The sequence below is a fragment of the Spongisporangium articulatum genome (assembly GCF_044465595.1).
Lineage (GTDB): Bacteria > Actinomycetota > Actinomycetes > Actinomycetales > Kineosporiaceae > Spongisporangium > Spongisporangium articulatum.
In genome coordinates this window covers 1,092,108-1,108,391 of the sequence record NZ_JBITLV010000001.1, presented here as the reverse complement: position 1 = coordinate 1,108,391, position 16,284 = coordinate 1,092,108, and the positions used below count along the sequence as shown (strand labels likewise).

Here is a 16,284-nt window from a genome sequence, read left to right as displayed (position 1 = left end):
TCGGGAGGGAGAGCGGTGACACTCCGCGATCAGACCGGCCGGCGGGACCTGGGTATCCCCGGCTCCGGGTCCGGTGAGGACCGGACGGTGATCGACGTGCGTACCGCGCCGACCATCCCGGCGGGCCTCGACCTCTCTCACATCCTGCGCGTCGACCCGGCCGAGCACACCCCGCGCCGGCTCGAGGACGACGACCCGCCGACCGGTTCCTGGACCGGGCCGCTGGTGCGGCTCGGCGTCCGGCCGCTGCTCTTCCTGCTCGACCTGGTCGCCTGCACCGCGGGGGCCTTCGCCAGCGGCGGGCCCCGCGCGATCATGGGCCTGTTCACGATCATGCTGGTCGCGCTGTTCGCGGTCGGCGGGCTGTACCGCTCGCGTCTGGCCCCGTCGGTGCTGGACGACCTGCCGCAGATCGCCGGCCGCCTGCTCGTCGCGCTCGCGCTGACCATGACCCTGCAGCTGACCCTGAACCGGCTGCGCTGGGACGAGCAGCTGGTCGACTGGAAGCTGCTGATCGCCGCCGGCGTCACCGGCCTGACGTCGATCTGCCTGCGGGCCGCCGCGTACGCGCTGGTCCGGCACGCGCGCCGCACGGGCCGCATCGCGCACCGCACGCTCATCCTCGGCGCGGGCCGGGTCGGCACCTACCTGGCCGAGTCGCTGTCCACGCACCCGGAGTACGGCCTGCAGCCGATCGGCTTCCTCGACATCGAGCCCCCGCGGGACGCGGCCAGCCCGTCGCACCGCATCCTGGGCCGGCCGGAGCAGCTGGTCGAGGTCCTGCTCGACCACCGGGTGCGCAACGTCGTGGTGGCCTTCGGCTCCATGCGCGAGTCGGAGATGGTCGGCATCATCCGCACCTGCGACCGCCTGCACTGCGAGATCTTCGTCGTGCCGCGGCTCTTCGAACTGCACCACGTCGGCCACGACATGGACACGGCGTGGGGCATGCCGCTGGTCCGGCTGCGGCGGGCGGTGTACCGGTCGCGGGCCTGGCAGGTGAAGCGCGCGCTCGACATCTTCGTCTCCGGCTGCGCCCTGCTGCTGCTGTCGCCACTGATGCTGCTGGTCGCGTTCCTGGTGCGCATGGAGGGCGGCCCCGGCGTGCTCTTCCGCCAGGAGCGGGTGGGCGTCGACGGCCGGCACTTCGAGCTGATGAAGTTCCGTTCGCTGAAGCCGGTCGACGAGACCGAGTCGCAGACGAACTGGAACATCGCGCACGACGACCGGCTCGGGCCGGTCGGCAAGTTCCTGCGCCGCTCCTCGATCGACGAGCTGCCGCAGTTGCTGAACATCCTGCGTGGCGACATGAGCCTGGTCGGGCCCCGCCCGGAACGCCCGCACTTCGTGGCCACGTTCCGCAGCCAGCACCCGCACTACGTGGCCCGCCACCGCGTCCCCTGCGGCCTGACCGGGCTGGCGCAGGTCAACGGCCTGCGCGGGGACACCTCGATCGCCGAACGCGCCCGGTTCGACAACTACTACATCGAGAACTGGTCGCTCTGGCTGGACATCAAGATCATCCTGCGTACCGCCATGTCGGTGATCCGCGCGGAAGGTGCGTGAGTCCTACCGACCACTGAACGTCCCCGCCCCGGCGCCAGCCGTCGGCCGGCTCCTGCGTTCCGACCTGGGGACGAAGGGGTCGGGGCAGGGTACGGCCGACAAGAACGACATACTGTTCATTCCCGTCACAGGCGCGTCACAGCGTCACCGGGGCGGGTGCTGGTATTCGCCGAACGCCAGCGGGGGCCCGGGGGGCCGCCATACCGTACCGACGCAGACCACCGACCGGGCCGACTCCGAAGGCCGCAGGCCACAACGAAATCGTGCGAGGAATTCGTGACCGAGCAGAGCAACCAGACCATCGACGTGGCGGAGATCCCCGTCGTCATCCTGTGCGGCGGGATGGGTACCCGGCTGCGCGAGGCCAGCGGTGACAAGGTGCCGAAGCCCCTGGTGGACATCGGCGGCCGACCCATCCTGTGGCACCTGATGAAGATCTACCAGAGCTACGGCTTCCGGAAGTTCGTGCTGTGCCTCGGCTACCGGGGCGACCAGATCAAGCGCTACTTCCTGGACTACCGGGAGAGCCTGTCGGACTTCACCCTGACCCACGACGGCGCCGAGCCGGTCTACCACTCGGCCGGCCCGGTCGAGGACTGGGAGATCACCTTCGTCGAGACCGGTCTGGAGACCGCCACCGCCGAGCGGGTCAAGCGGGTCGCCAAGCACCTGAACGCCGACCACTTCATGCTCACCTACGGCGACGGCATCGGTGACGTCGACCTCAACCAGCTGGTCGCCAACCATGCGGCCGCCGGCCGCATCGGCACCGTGACCGCCGTCCACCCGGCCAGCCGCTACGGTGAGATGCACGTCGACGGCGACGTCGTCACCGAGTTCAACGAGAAGCCCACCCTGGCCACCGGCTGGGTCAACGGCGGCTTCTTCATGTTCCAGCGGAGCTTCGTGGAGAAGTACCTCTCGGACGTGGACGAGACGGTGATGCTGGAGTCGACGCCCCTGCAGCAGATCGCCCGTGACGGCCAGCTCGCGCTGAACCCGCACGAGGGCTTCTGGATGGGCATGGACACCTATCGCGACTGGACCGAGCTGAACAAGCTCTGGGACAGCGGCCAGGCGGCCTGGAAGTCCTGGGAGGACTGACGCCGACCTGACCCCCGTCGTCCCACCACCTGAACTGCGAACGAGGAGACATACGACAATGAAGGTCCTGGTCACTGGAACCGAGGGGTACCTCGGCTGCCTGGTGGCGCCCGAGCTGATCCGCCGCGGCCACGAGGTCGTCGGCGTCGACACCGGGTACTACAAGCAGGGTTGGCTCTACAACGGCACCGAGTTCACGGCGAAGACCCTGAACAAGGACATCCGGCACATCACCGTCGAGGACCTCGAGGGTGTCGACGCGGTCGTGCACATGGCCGAGCTGTCGAACGACCCGCTGGGTGAGCTGCTGTCCGAGGTCACCTACGTGGTGAACCACCAGGGTTCGGTGCGGCTGGCCGAGATGGCCATCGAGGCCGGCGTCGAGCGGTTCGTCTACATGTCCTCGTGCAGCGTGTACGGCGTCGCCGAGGGCGTGGTCGACGAGTCCAGCCCGGTGAACCCGCAGACCGCCTACGCGGACTGCAAGACGCTCGTCGAGCGCGACCTGAAGGGGCTGGCCTCCGACTCGTTCAGCCCGACCTTCATGCGCAACGCGACCGCCTTCGGCGCCTCGCCGCGGCAGCGGTTCGACATCGTGCTGAACAACCTGTCGGGCCTGGCCTGGACGACGAAGAAGATCGCGATGAACTCCGACGGGACGCCGTGGCGCCCGCTGGTGCACGCGCTCGACATCGCCAAGTCCATCTACTGCGCGCTCGAGGCGCCGCGGGAGGCCGTGCACAACGAGGTCTTCAACGTCGGCTCGAACGAGCAGAACTACCAGGTCCGCACGATCGCCGAGACCGTCGGTGCCGAGTTCCCGGGCTGCGAGGTCACCTTCGGCCCGCCCGGGGGCGACAACCGCAGCTACAAGGTGAACTTCGACAAGATCAGCTCGCAGCTGCCCGGCTTCTCCTGCGACTGGAACGCCGAGCGCGGCGCCCGCCAGATGCGCCAGGTGTTCGAGGCCATCCAGATGGACGCCGAGACGTTCACCGGCCGCGGCCACACCCGGCTGAAGCAGCTGGAGCACCTGATCGCCACCAAGCAGCTCGACGCCGACCTGTTCTGGACCACCGGCGAGGTGGCCAAGTGATCATCACCAAGACGCACATCCCCGACGTCGCGATCATCGAGCTCGAGCTCCGTGAGGACGACCGCGGCTTCTTCGCGCGCACGTTCGACGTGGCCGAGTTCGAGGCCGCGGGCCTGAACCCGGCGGTCGAGCAGTGCAACGCCTCGTTCAACCACAAGGCGGGCACGCTGCGCGGCATGCACTACCAGCTGGAGTACGCGCCCGAGGTCAAGCTCGTGCGCTGCGTGCGGGGCGCGATCGTCGACAAGATCGTCGACATGCGGCCCGACTCGCCGACCTACCTGCAGCACGTGTCGGTCGAGCTGACCGCCGAGAACCGCAAGGCGCTGTACGTGCCGGCGATGTTCGCGCACGGCTACCAGACGCTGGTCGACGGCACCGAGGTCACCTACCAGGTCACGGGCAAGTACACGCCGGACGCCGAGCGCGGCCAGCGGTACAACGACCCGGCCCTGAAGCTGGAGTGGCCGCTCGAGGTCAGCGTGATCAGCGCCAAGGACGCCGCCTGGCCGCTGCTGGAGGGCGTGTCCTCGTGATCATCGTCGACACCGCGCTGGCCAAGCGCGAGGCCGAGGGCAAGCCGATCCGGGTGGCCCTCGTGGGCGCCGGGTTCATGGGCCGCGGCTTCGTGAACCAGGTGGTCAACTCCGTGCCGGGCATGGAGCTGACCGCGATCGTGAACCGCACGCAGGCCAACGCCGAGCGCGCGTACAGCGAGGCCGGCGTGAGCGGCTGGGAGGTCGTGGACGACGCGACCGCCCTGGACGCGGCGGTGGCCGCGGGCAAGCCGGTCATCACCTCGAACTACCAGGCCGTCACCGAGTCCTCCTCGATCGACGCGATCGTGGAGGCGACCGGGCACGTCGAGTACGGCGCGCACGTGGTGACCTCGGCCATCGAGGGCGGCAAGCACGTCGTCCTGCTGAACGCCGAGGTCGACGGCACCGTCGGCTCGGTCCTCAAGGCCAAGGCCGACAAGGCCGGCGTCGTGCTCTCGGGCTGCGACGGCGACCAGCCGGGCGTGCAGCTCAACCTGTACCGGTTCGTGAAGAGCATCGGTCTCACGCCGCTGGTCGCGGGCAACATCAAGGGCCTGCAGGACGAGTACCGCACCCCGACGACGCAGCAGGCGTTCGCCGAGAAGTGGGGCCAGGACCCGTACATGGTGACGTCCTTCGCCGACGGCACCAAGATCTCGTTCGAGCAGGCCATCGTCGCCAACGCGACCGGCATGACGGTGGAGAAGCGCGGCATGCGCGGCGCCGACCACCGCGGTCACGTCGACGAGCTGACCGGGGCCTACGACGTGGAGGCCCTCAAGGCCGCCGGTGGCGTCGTGGACTACGTGGTCGGCAGCCAGCCGGGCCCGGGCGTGTTCGTCCTCGCGACGCACGACGACCCGAAGCAGCGGCACTACCTGAACCTGTACAAGCTCGGCGAGGGCCCGCTGTACAGCTTCTACACGCCGTACCACCTGTGCCACTTCGAGGTCCCGCTGACCGTGGCCCGCGCCGTGCTGTTCGGCGACGCGGCCCTGGCCCCGCTGGCCGGCCCGACCGTCGAGGTCGTGACCACCGCCAAGCGCGACATCCCGGCCGGGCACACGCTCGACGGGCTGGGCGGGTACGACACCTACGGCGTGGCCGAGCGGGCCGACGTCACCGTGACGGAGAACCTGCTGCCGATGGGCGTGGCCGAGGGGTGCGTGACCACGCGCGACATCGCGAAGGACGAGGTGCTCACCTACGCCGACGTGACGCTCCCGGAGGGGCGCCTCGTCGACCAGCTCCGCCAGGAGCAGGCCAGCCTGTTCCCGGCGGTCTGACCACCCGAAGCGCACGAAGGCCCCGCCGGTCGCACCGGCGGGGCCTTCGTCCTTTGCCGCTACTGCTTCTTGCCGAACGTCTTCTTGAACTCCGCACCGCCGCGCGGGAACTCGATCATCAGGCTGTGCGTGGACCTGGGCGTGTTGATCTCGAAGTACGACTGGTAGGCCACGCCGTTGTCGGGGTCGGCGATGAACTTGTACATCTGCTTGATGAAGTAGGGGTCGTCCAGGCCGCCGTGGCGGTCCTGCCGGTCCCACAGGCCCCACTCGGGCACCGAGAGCGGCTTGTCGTGCGACTTGGCGAAGTCACGCCAGTAGACCAGCCCGTAGACGCCGCCGTAGAGCCGCTGCCACACCTTCTTCTGCCGCGGCAGCCGGCACGCGGTGCTGGTGCAGGAGTCGGGGTAGGGGTAGGTGTCCTTCTCCCACGACACGTCGTAGACGTCGACCCCTACGTAGTCGACGTAGTCGTCACCCGGGTAGTAGTCGGAGGCGTCGTAACGGGTCTCGCCGATGTTGGGGTTCCAGTCGAACTGGAACTTCTGGCCGGGGACCGAGCGCATCGCGTCGACGATGTGCCGCCAGTAGGCGATGAACTGGTCCTCGTCCTTGGTGCCCCAGGTCGAGCTGCCCAGGTTGAACTCCCAGCCCAGCCGGATGATGGCGGCCTTCTGGCCGCCGTTGACCAGGTTGCGGGCCAGCGTGCGGAAGTACTTGTCGTAGGCGCCCTTCGAACCCTGGGCGACGGAGCCGCGCTGCTCCTCGGGCAGCATCGGCGTGGAGAGCACGAGCCGGTAACCGGAGCCCCTCCAGTTCGAGATCAGGCCGCGGGGCGAGACGATCTGGCTCCAGGTGTCGCGCTGCGGGAAGTCGACGACGTACTCGACGTCCTGGCCCAGCCACCGTTCGAACGTCTTCACGTCGGCGACCGACGTGCCGCGGTAGACGCCGAGTTTCGCCGGACCGCTGACGATCGGCTTCGGGTCCTCGGTGGTCACCTCGCCCGCCACCGACGACGTGGCCGGGACATTGCCGCGCACCGCGGCCGCCTGGTCGTCGCGCCGGTCGATCAGGACGTAGCCCACGATCACCGTGAGCACGATGACCGCCAGCGCGGCCACGAAGGGCAGGAGCCGGCGTCGGCGACGGGGCTCGAACGACGCCGGCCGCCCCGAGTGGCCGTCGCCGACCGGACCGGCCGGCGCGCCGGGGAACAGGGACGGGATGGCCTCGAAGTCGGCGCTCGGCCGAGGTGGGGCCGCGATGATGTCGTCGAGCCGCTGGGGCGCCGGGGCCGCGGGGGCCGACCCGGGGCGGGGCGGCTGCGCGTAGAGCGATTCGAGCCCGCCGCGCGACTCCTTCCGGACCGGGACGTCGCCCACTGCGGGCCGGATGCGCCCCGCGGGGGCCGGCCGCCGGTCAGCGGGCCGCTCGACGGGGCGCGCCTCGGGCTGCACGTCGGGTTGTTCGGCGGGCCGGGGAGCCAACAAGGACTCGATCACCGGGTCGGGCCCGGTGCGCGGCCGCTCGGGGGCCCTCCCGTCGCGCCGGGTACCGTCCGGACGAGACTGCGGGCGCTGCGGGTGCCGGGAGGGACGCAGGCTGGACGGGGGGCGGTCGCGCAGGGCGGCCGGTCGCAGCGGGGCGTCGGGGTTGATCGGCAGGTTGAGCGGCGCAGTCCCCTCGGGCATCGCATCCGGGACGCCGGGCAGGAGCGGCGGGGGCGCCGGCGCCGATCCGGCTCGGGTCCGCACCGGCGCCTCGGAGCGGGCGGCCGGTCGGTCGGTCGGACGGACGGCGCCGCGCGGGGCCTGCTCGTCGACGACCGGCTCGGCGTGGACGACGGGCTCGGGCCGGACGACGGGCTCGGGCCGGACGACGGGCTCGGGCCGAACGACGGGCTCCGGCCGAACGACGGGCTCGGGCGTCGCAGCGGGGTCGGGCGTCGCAGCGGGCTCGGGCGTCGCAGCGGGCTCGGGCGTCGCAGCGGGCTCGGGCGTCGCAGCGGGCTCGGCCGTCGCAGCGGGCTCGGCCGTCGCGGCCGGCGCCGGGCGCTCGACCGGTGGGGCGGTGGCTGGTGGGGCAGTGGCCGGTGGCGGCTCGACGGGTACGACGGACTTCACGTACACCGGGTCGGTCTCGTCGAGCGGCTCGGGTTCGATGAGGGGTTCGAACAGGGACCGCTCGGCGGGTGGTTCTGGCTCTGGCGCAACGGGTTCCGTTACCTCGGCGGCCGGCTTTGAGGTCTCGGGGGCCGGGGCGACGACCTCGGGGCCGTGGTCGACGACGAGGTCGCTGCTGCCCAGCAGGTCGCGATCGGCGAGGAGCTCCTCGGCGTTCAGCGGGTCGAGGGCCGGGGTGGCGACCCGCTCCTTGCGGGGCCGCAGCCGGCGCGGCTGGTACTCGGCCGGCGTGGCGCGAGCGCCGGGTCCGGGCTCGGCGGCGGCGGGACCGGCCGGGACCGGCTCGACCGGGGCGGAGGGGGCCTCACGCAGGTCGATGGACGGCGCCTCGGTGAGGTCGATCTCCTGCGGCCTGGACTCGACGGCCGGCTCGACGGCCGGTTCTCCGGTGGGCTCGTCAGGCAAGGACCGGAGGGCCTCGAAGTCCTCCGGGGGCAGGATGACCTGCCCCGCCACGGTCGGCGGCGAGACCACCGGGTCGGGCCGGACGCGGGCGGCCGCCGCCCGTTCCTCGACACTGGGCGGCAGGAACGCCGCGGCCGGTCGCCGGCCGGGGGCGGCGGGCACGGTGGTCGGCGGCTGCTCGCCCTGCTGATAGGTGGGCCGGACCGGCTCGAAGACGCTGCCGCTGTCGGGGAATGCCGATCTGCGGGTCGCAGGTTCGGGGCCCGCGACGGGCCGTTCGACCGGCCGTTCGACGGGACCGGCCGGCGGAGCCTCGGAGACGACGGGCGCGGCCGGGAATGCCGCCTGCGCCGCGGGCGGGGCGACCGGCTCACGAACGACCGGCTCACGAACGACCGGCTCGCGAACGACGGGCTCCGGGGCGGGCGCGGCGGGTCGCTCGCGGACGATCGGGGGGAGGACCGGTTCGCGCACCACCGGCGGGGCGGGCGCCTGCTCGCGGACCCCGGGGGGCGGGGCCGGGGCGGACGGGGCGGGCGGAGCCGCGGGAGGAGCGGGCGGCGAGGCGGACGGCGTCCGGGCGGGCGGCGTCGTCCGCGCGGAGGGGGCGCCGAACGCCGAGCCCCCGCCGAAGGCGGACTTCGCGTACCCGGCCGAGGAGGGCGTCGACATGTCGCCCATCGAGCGCAGCTTGTCGACGTACTTGTCGAACCCGGAGTCGGGCAGTACCGGACTACCGGAGCGGGCCGGCTTCTCGTCGCGCCCGGCCTCGTCGGGGACCTCGTGGGCGTCAGCAGGCACGGCTGCCCCACGAGCCACTCAGACGAGTCACGCAGCGAGTGTAGCCAGGGCCGTGCCCCCCGGACGACGGAACTTCTACCCCCGATGAGGTGGACCGGATCGGACGCAACGTCGCCGATCGGGACGTATCAGCGCTGCTGACGACCCTGTTCGGCGCCGTCGTCGTAGCCGCGCGGGTCCTCCTGCTCCCACCCGGCCCCGACGCGCGTGACCGACGACCAGGGGACGTCGCCGCCGCCCTGCTGGCCGTAGCCCTCTTGGCCGTAGCCCTCCTGCGGATACCCCTCCTGCGGGTAACCGCCGCGGTCGTAACCGCCCTGCTGGGCGTAGCCGCCCTGCTGGAAGCCGCCCTGGTTGTACCCGCCGTCGTACGGCCCGGTGTCGGGCAGGTGGACACGGCCGTCGCCGACGTTCGAACCGCCGGTCAGGATCGGCAGCCCGCGCGGCGAGGTGTCGTAGATGCGCGGCGGCACGGAGGTCGCGGCCACCCGGCGCTTGCGGCTGCTGCCGCCGCCGGAGCGGACGTGGTTGAGCAGGACGCCCGCGACCGGGATGCCGGCCAGCCGGCACCGGCGCTGGCACTCCTCCAGCTCGGCGGGCGTGGTCTCGTCGTCCATCACCAGCACGGCCGCGTCGACCTGGCCCGCGAGCACGAAGGACGCGGACGAGGCGGGCAGCGGCGGCGCGTCGAGCAGCACGAGGTCGGTGTCGTCGGGCAGCTGGTCGAGGATCTGCTGCACGTCGGCGACCGGGTGCCCCTGCACCGGTTGGAGGACCTGGAGCCGGATGATGCCGAACTGGGCCCGCGAGGCGGCCCGGCGCTCGACGGCGTGGTTCAGGTCGATGCGCCCCTGGGCCAGGTCGTGCAGCGGCACCCGCAGGAGCCCGGCGTCCGCCTCGGACTGCGGGCGCACCGTGTCCTCGATGTTCAGGAGGAACACGCGACGACCGTGGTCGGCGGCGGCCGCGGCCAGGTTCAGCGCGGTGACGCTGGTGCCGGCGCCGTCGTGCGGGGCGGTGACCAGGAAGACGCCGGGCGCCGTCCCGCGGATGTAGTCGAGACCGACGGCCGCCATCCGGTAGGCGTCGCCCGGCTCGGAGTAGGCCGCCGCGATGGCGTCCTCCGGGGCGATCCGGCCGCGGTTGGGCACGTCGGACAGGATCGGCGCGCCGAAGATGACCGCGGCCTCGGCCGGGCCGGCCTTGCGTCGGGAGGCGCTCTGCGAGAAGAGCGCGTACCCGACGCCGGCCATGAAGCCGATCAGCGCCAGGATCAGCGCGTTGACCATGACGTTCGGCTTGGACGGGCTCTGCGGCAGGTCGGAGGCCTGGACGGCCTTCACACCCGAGCCGTAGAGGGTGGCCGCCGCCGCGATGGCGGCCTTGTCGGCGGCGCCGCCGGCGACGAGCTTGGCCGCGTCGGCGCTGGCCGTGACCGAGGCCTTCCGGCTGGCCTCGTACTGCTCGGCGACCTGGTCGGCGATGTTCTTCGCGGTCGTCGGGTCGCCCGCGGTGCCGTCGATGGTGATGGTGCTGCTGTCAGCGGCCACGGTGACCGTGATGTCCTTGGCCAGGCGCTGCACGTCCACGTTCACGCCGACCGCAGTGCGCACCTTCTCCAGCAGGGCCGCTGACTTCATCAGCTCGGCCTGGTCGGCCATGAACCGGGCGGGGTCGGCGTTGAACGGCCCCTGCTGCTGGTTGCCGACCGGCGGGTTGAACTCACCGGTGACGGCCAGGTAGACGTAGCTGGTCGCGGTGTACTCCTTGGCCTGGAGCTGGCTCAGCCCCACGCCGATGGCGGCCGCGAGCACCACGCAGACCCCGACGACCCACTTCTCCCGCCAGATCATGGACAGCAGGCTCGGGGCCTCCTCGGCGGCCGAACCCGCCTCGGCCGGCCGCGCCATAATGTCCTGCACGTGGTCTCCCATCGATCGCACCCGGGGTTTGTGGTCCCGTTCGTCGCCCACAGTCTGGCATGAGCCCCTAGCCTGGTTACCCGACATTGTGACGATCCGGCCGCCAACAGATGCTGGCAATGGACGCGCAGTGACCCATAGCGACCATTAGTCACGAGAGCCCGCCATCCAAGGACGGAACCGGCAGGCCGCACGGCAGGAGAAACGCAGGTGCCGGAGTCGGCGCACAAGTACGAACTGGTGATCGTCAGCTACCGCAGCCGACCCCAGGTCGAGGGCCTGCTGGCCGGGCTCGACCCGGAGACCCCGTTCGTCGTGGTGGACAACTCGGGCGACCGGGACGGCATCAGCACGGTCGCCGCCCAGGCGCGGCACGGCCGGTACCTGAACGGCGGGGGCCACGGTTTCGCGAAGGCCGCCAACCTCGGGGCCCGCAGCAGCGGCTACGACTACGTGATCTTCGTCAACCCCGACACCCGCCCGACGGACGCCGACCTGGCGGCCCTGGTGGGCGACCTCGCCGACGACCCGCGACTGGCCTCCGTGGCCGCCACCCCGCTGGGCGGCGACGGCCGTACCGAGATCGGGGCGGGCGGCTGGGAACCCTCCGTGCGGCGGGCCGTCGTCCACGCCCTCGGCCTGCACAAGGTGCTGCCCACCGCGGGCCTGTTCGCCCGCCCGCGGGCGAACCTGCCGCTGCGCGTCGACTGGACGACCGGCGCCTGCATGGCCGTGCGGACGTCGACGTTCGAGAGCCTGGGCGCCTTCGACGAGCAGTTCTACGTCTACAACGAGGACGTCACGTTCGGCCGGACCGTGCGCGAGGCGGGCCTGCGCCAGTCGCTGCGCACCGACGTCCTGGTGCCGCACGGCTCGGGCAACTCGGGTGCGCCGTCCAAGGAGATGATGCGGCTGCGCGGCGCGTCGATGGCCCGCTACGTCAACCAGCACAACTCCCCGGCGGCGTCCTCGGTGATCCGGGCGGCCCTGGCCTCGGGCTACCTCACCCGGGTGATCCAGCAGCTCCTGAAGCGCGACTTCGCCCGCGCGGGTGAGCACTTCGCCTACGTTCAGGGTGTGATGACCGGAACCGCCACCGTCGGGGGCAAGGAAGTGACCAGCACGTGAGTCTTCCGCCCCTCGGCCCTCCAGGACGGCCGGAGCCGCACTGGCAGGCCTTCGAGGGCGGGCTGGGCCGGCAGGTCCGGGTCAACTGGCGTCGCCACGTCCAGGAACCCTCGCCCGAGGCGTTGCTGGCCCTGCAGGAACGGTCGGACCGGCTGCGCCTGCAGGACGTGCAACGGGTCGACCCGCGGTTCGAGAAGGACCGCCGCTACGTGCTGGGCGTGCTGCAGATCCTGCTGGGCGTCATGCTCTTCGGCCAGCGCATCGCGCTCCCGCTGGGCGGTTCGCCGATCGCCCTGTCGTTGATCGCCACCTTCGTCGCGATCGGGTTCCTGGCCCTGCGCCGGGGCGTGGTCACCAACCGGGCCCGCACCGAGTTGTACCTGGCCGCGCTGATCGTCATGGTCGTGGCGACCTGGACCACGAACCTGGCCGGCAACTACATCTCGCTGACCTCGATCTCGCTGCTGCTGATCCTCTACCTGCCGTTCGTGGTCTGCGTCGCCCCGCAGTTCCGGGTGAACTTCGTGCCGCTGTGCCGGACGTACGTGCGGTTCATGATCGGTTTCTCGATCCTGGGCGGGCTGCAGATGGTGGCCCAGCTGCTGCTCGGCTGGAAGTACGAGGACTACCTGGCCGACGTCGTCGGGCTCGACTTCCTGCAGGCGAACTTCAACACCGAGAACCAGATCTCGTACACGAACCACACGGTCAAGGCCAACGCCTTCTTCTTCCTGGAACCGTCGTTCCTGTGCCAGTTCTGCGCGCTGGGCATCCTGATCGCGCTGATCATCAAGGCGCCCGCCTGGCAGCCGATGGTCCTGGGCCTGGGCATGGCCTCGACGCTGTCCGGCACGGGCATCCTGCTGCTGGTGTTCGGGGCCACGCTGATCATGCTGCGCATCCCGAACCGGATCCGCCCCGGCGTCCTGCTGGCCGGCGGGTTGTGCCTGGTGATCATCTTCCTGACCCCGGCCGCGGGCATCCTGCTCGACAGACGGGACGAGACGTCCCAGGCCGGTTCCTCGGGTTCGCTGCGCTTCGTCCAGCCGTACACCGAGGTCCTGAAGGGCATGCAGGAGGACCCGAATTACTACCTGAACGGCGCGGGCGCCGGGGCCGCGGACCGGCTGCTGGTCTCCGACCGGTTCGGCGGTGAGGCGGTCGTCTACACGATCGCGCCGAAGGTGCTGTTCGAGTACGGCCTGATCGCGCTGGTCGCCTTCATGAGCTTCCTGTTCGTGGCCGTCCTGCGCGGGCCACCCGTGCCGGTGCTGGCGGGAGCGATCCTGTTCATGATCAATTTCCTGTCCGGCAGTCTGCTCGCGCCGCACACGGTCCTGATCGCCTGGATCCTGACCAGCATCTGGGGTGCCCCGGTGACCTTCGGTCTCACCGACAGCCTGGCCGCCCGCAGGCGGGCGACGAGCCGCGAAGCGCGCGAGCAGCAACTCGTCCGTTCGTGATCATGCAGAAAGGCCCCCGGCCCGGTTAGGCGACCTTCTCGGCCGCCCCCGCCGGCCGGGGGCCTTTCTGCATGATCACGAACTACTGGCCGCCGAAGTTCTTCCTGAACCACTCCCCGGCCTTCGGGTACGTGGTCTGCAGCTCGTGCTTGCCGTCGGGCGCGTCGTACTCGAAGTACAGCTGGTACGCGACGCCGTTGGCCGGGTCGTCGATGAACTTCTTCATCTGCGCCAGGTAGTACAGGTCCTCCTGGCCGCCGTGCCCGTCGAGGCGCTCCCAGATGCCCCACTCGGGCAGCGACAGCGGCTTGCCGTGGTGGCGGGCGAACTTCGACCAGAAGTACAGGCCGCGGCTGCCGCCGTAGACCGACTTCGCCCAGGCGCGCTTCTGCCGTTCCAGCTTGCAGGCGTCGTCGCAGTCCGACGGGTAGGGGTAGGTGTTCATCGCGTACGAGACGTCGTAGGCGTCCACGCCGATGTAGTCGACGACGTCGTCACCGGGGTAGAAGTCGACCGCGTCGTGGGGGTTCTTGCCGTTGTTCGGGTTCCAGTCGAACTCGAAGTTCTGCCCGGGCACGGCCTTCATGGTCTTCACGATCTGCCGCCAGTACTTGATCCACGAGGCGGAATCGTCCGAGGCCCAACGGGATTCGGCCAGGTTGAACTCCCAGCCGATGCGCAGGACGGCGTCCTCCTGGCCGGCCTCGACCAGCTTGGTGGCCAGCTCCTGGAACACCCAGTCGTAGTCGCCGCGCGCGCCGCTGGCGATGTCCTGGCTGCGGTCGCCGTCGGGCAGCATGGCCACCGAGAACACCATCCGGTACGGGGTGCCCTTCCACACGTCGAGCATGTGCGCCGGGTTGGCGATGTCCTCCCAGGTGTTGCGCGGGGAGAAGTCGAGCGCGTAGTCGACCGGGCGGCCCAGCCAGTTACCGAAGGCCGCCACCTGGGCGGGATCGGTACCCCGGAAGACGCCCAGCTTCACGTCGGACACGGCCGCCCGCGGCTGGTCGACCCCCTGCAGCGCCTTGTCGTTGTCGACGTTGGGATCCCGCGTCAGCAGGTACAACCCCACGCCACCGATCGCGACCAGCACGACGAGCACGGCCGCGACGACCCACGGCCAGCGTGGGCGCCTGCGGCGGAGGGTCAGGGCGGTGGTCGGGACGTCGTGGTCCCAGTCGATCATCGGGTAAGTCCTCGGGGTCGCGGCGGGAGGGCCGGCGGGCAGGCTGTCGGTTTCACCGTACGGCCCCTCCGCTGAGCAGGTACTGAGCTTCACGAGGTCCGGCTCACCCGTCCGGCCCAGGCCGACGGGCACGAGCCCGTCGCCGGCAGCCCCCGGCCGTCACCCCGGCCGTCACCCCGGCCGTCAGCCCAGGGCCGCAGCCGGCGCCGTACGCCCGTCGGCCCGCAGGAAGAACAGCCAGGCGATCACCAGCCCCGTCGCCTGCGCCGCGGCGAAGCCGTAGGCGGCCCCCGCCGCCCCCCAACCGAACGCCCCGAGCAGGCCGAGCCCCAGCATGAGCGGTGCCTGGACCAGGGTGATCCTCAACATCAGATCGGCCCGGCTCAGCGCGACCAGGGAATTGCTCGCCCCGAGGCACAGCGCCAGCGCGACGAGCACCAGACCGGACGGCAGCATGACCTCGCTCGCCCCGGCCCAGCTGTCGCCGAGCACCTTCTCGCCCAGGCTGTCGGGCAGCAGGACGAGGATGCCCACCCACAGCGACGTCCCCAGCCCGAGCACCACGCTGCAGGGCACCGCGATCTTCAGCAGCGGCTGCCCCGCTGCCACCCGGCGGGCCAGCAGCGGCAGCACGAACGCGCCGAAACCGGCGAACACGAGGTTGAGGGGGCCGAGCAGCACCTGCGCGCCGCGCAGCGCACCGGAGCCGGCCAGGCCGACGATGGCCGCCACGGCGTAGGTGGCCACCTGAATGGCGCCCTGGTTCAGCACGAACCCGAGCCCGAGATGCACGTTCAGGTCGCGCGTCTCACGCAGCCAGTGCCAGGTGGCGCCGAGCCGGGGCCGGACGCCGGACTGCGTCACCCCGAGCACGGCCGCCGCGGTCGCGGAGGCCCCCCAGGCCAGCGTGATCGCGAAGACCGACTCGGTCCCGACCACGATCAGCCAGCCGAGGGCGGCGAACTGCAGCACGGTCCAGACCGCGTCGTTGAGGGCTGCGGCGGCCGGTCGCCCGGCGGCGAAGAAGGTGTGCCGCCAGACGTCCTGCACGCACAGGCCGGGCAGTGACAGGGCCAGGGCGAGGTAGGCCGTCCGGGCGCTGCCGTCGAGGAGGGCGGCCACCGCCAGGCAGATCGCGCCGGCGACGAGGCCGACGCTGAGCGCGGCGCCCGTGGCCCGGCCGGCACCGCCGGAGCGGGTCCGCGGGTCGACGGCGCTGAACCGGACCATGAACGGCTCGGCCACCACGGCCCGGGTCAGCCCCACGACGAAGCTGAAGGTCAGCAGCGCGAGGCTGAACGCCCCGAAGTCGGAGCTGCTGACCAGCAGCGCGACCACGACCGACAGGACGGCGTTGGTCAGGCTCGACAGGGCCTGGTCGGCGAAGGTCCACAGGGCGCGGCGACCGCCGCCGGACGGCGGGGCCTCGCCGGCGCTCCCGGCACTCCCGGAACTCCCGGCGCTGTCGGTGCGCGAGTCCGCGGCCCGGTCGGGCGAGACGGGCCGGGGCAGGACGACGGTCAGCCCGGCGGTCTGCTCGGCCGGCCGGGCGGTTTCGGCGGGTGGGTCGAACGGCAGCAGCGTGGTGGTCACGGCCCG

Annotated in this window: 11 protein-coding genes; 7 read left to right on the top strand and 4 right to left on the bottom strand. The window is 71.5% G+C overall.

Features of this window, described 5'->3' with window-relative positions; all coding sequences use genetic code 11:
- Positions 1–15 precede the first annotated feature (15 nt).
- From ACIB24_RS05230 to ACIB24_RS05210, 5 genes are all read left to right on the top strand, one after another.
- A complete protein-coding gene (locus ACIB24_RS05230; protein WP_398276135.1) occupies positions 16–1,566 on the top strand; it encodes a sugar transferase in 1,551 nt (516 codons plus the stop codon).
- Between the two features lie 276 nt (positions 1,567–1,842).
- Entirely contained in the window at positions 1,843–2,670 is an 828-nt protein-coding gene (locus tag ACIB24_RS05225) for a glucose-1-phosphate cytidylyltransferase (RefSeq protein WP_398276132.1), read from the top strand.
- 58 nt (positions 2,671–2,728) lie between these two features.
- The gene (locus ACIB24_RS05220; RefSeq protein WP_398276129.1) at positions 2,729–3,766 is read left to right on the top strand and encodes an NAD-dependent epimerase/dehydratase family protein; all 1,038 of its coding nucleotides are present in this window, start codon (positions 2,729–2,731) and stop codon (positions 3,764–3,766) included.
- Entirely contained in the window at positions 3,763–4,302 is a 540-nt protein-coding gene (gene rfbC / locus ACIB24_RS05215) for a dTDP-4-dehydrorhamnose 3,5-epimerase (protein WP_398276126.1), read from the top strand. Before ACIB24_RS05220 ends, rfbC begins: the two co-directional genes overlap by 4 nt.
- Positions 4,299–5,591 carry an NAD(P)H-dependent oxidoreductase gene (locus ACIB24_RS05210; protein WP_398276123.1) on the top strand — a complete coding sequence of 431 codons (1,293 nt, stop codon included), beginning with the start codon at positions 4,299–4,301 and terminating at the stop codon, positions 5,589–5,591. The genes rfbC and ACIB24_RS05210 overlap by 4 nt, the downstream gene beginning before the upstream one ends.
- Before the next feature lie 59 nt (positions 5,592–5,650).
- On the opposite strand, the gene ACIB24_RS05205 is transcribed toward ACIB24_RS05210, so the two are convergent.
- Together ACIB24_RS05205 and ACIB24_RS05200 are read right to left on the bottom strand one after the other, a co-directional pair.
- Positions 5,651–8,983 carry a glycoside hydrolase family 26 protein gene (locus tag ACIB24_RS05205; RefSeq protein ID WP_398276121.1) on the bottom strand — a complete coding sequence of 1,111 codons (3,333 nt, stop codon included), beginning with the start codon at positions 8,981–8,983 and terminating at the stop codon, positions 5,651–5,653.
- Positions 8,984–9,111: 128 nt separating this feature from the next.
- Positions 9,112–10,905 carry a Wzz/FepE/Etk N-terminal domain-containing protein gene (locus ACIB24_RS05200; protein ID WP_398276118.1) on the bottom strand — a complete coding sequence of 598 codons (1,794 nt, stop codon included), beginning with the start codon at positions 10,903–10,905 and terminating at the stop codon, positions 9,112–9,114.
- Positions 10,906–11,115: 210 nt separating this feature from the next.
- Between ACIB24_RS05200 and ACIB24_RS05195 the strand changes: the two genes are divergently transcribed.
- Positions 11,116–12,033, top strand: a complete 918-nt coding sequence (locus tag ACIB24_RS05195; protein ID WP_398276115.1) for a glycosyltransferase — start codon at positions 11,116–11,118, stop codon at positions 12,031–12,033.
- Positions 12,030–13,496, top strand: a complete 1,467-nt coding sequence (locus ACIB24_RS05190; RefSeq protein WP_398276113.1) for a hypothetical protein — start codon at positions 12,030–12,032, stop codon at positions 13,494–13,496. The genes ACIB24_RS05195 and ACIB24_RS05190 overlap by 4 nt, the downstream gene beginning before the upstream one ends.
- 82 nt (positions 13,497–13,578) lie before the next feature.
- On the opposite strand, the gene ACIB24_RS05185 is transcribed toward ACIB24_RS05190, so the two are convergent.
- Together ACIB24_RS05185 and ACIB24_RS05180 are read right to left on the bottom strand one after the other, a co-directional pair.
- The gene (locus ACIB24_RS05185; protein WP_398276110.1) at positions 13,579–14,685 is read right to left on the bottom strand and encodes a glycosyl hydrolase; all 1,107 of its coding nucleotides are present in this window, start codon (positions 14,683–14,685) and stop codon (positions 13,579–13,581) included.
- 183 nt (positions 14,686–14,868) lie between these two features.
- Positions 14,869–16,278: a hypothetical protein gene (locus tag ACIB24_RS05180; protein WP_398276107.1), complete on the bottom strand. Its 1,410-nt coding sequence runs from the start codon at positions 16,276–16,278 to the stop codon at positions 14,869–14,871.
- Positions 16,279–16,284 lie beyond the last annotated feature (6 nt).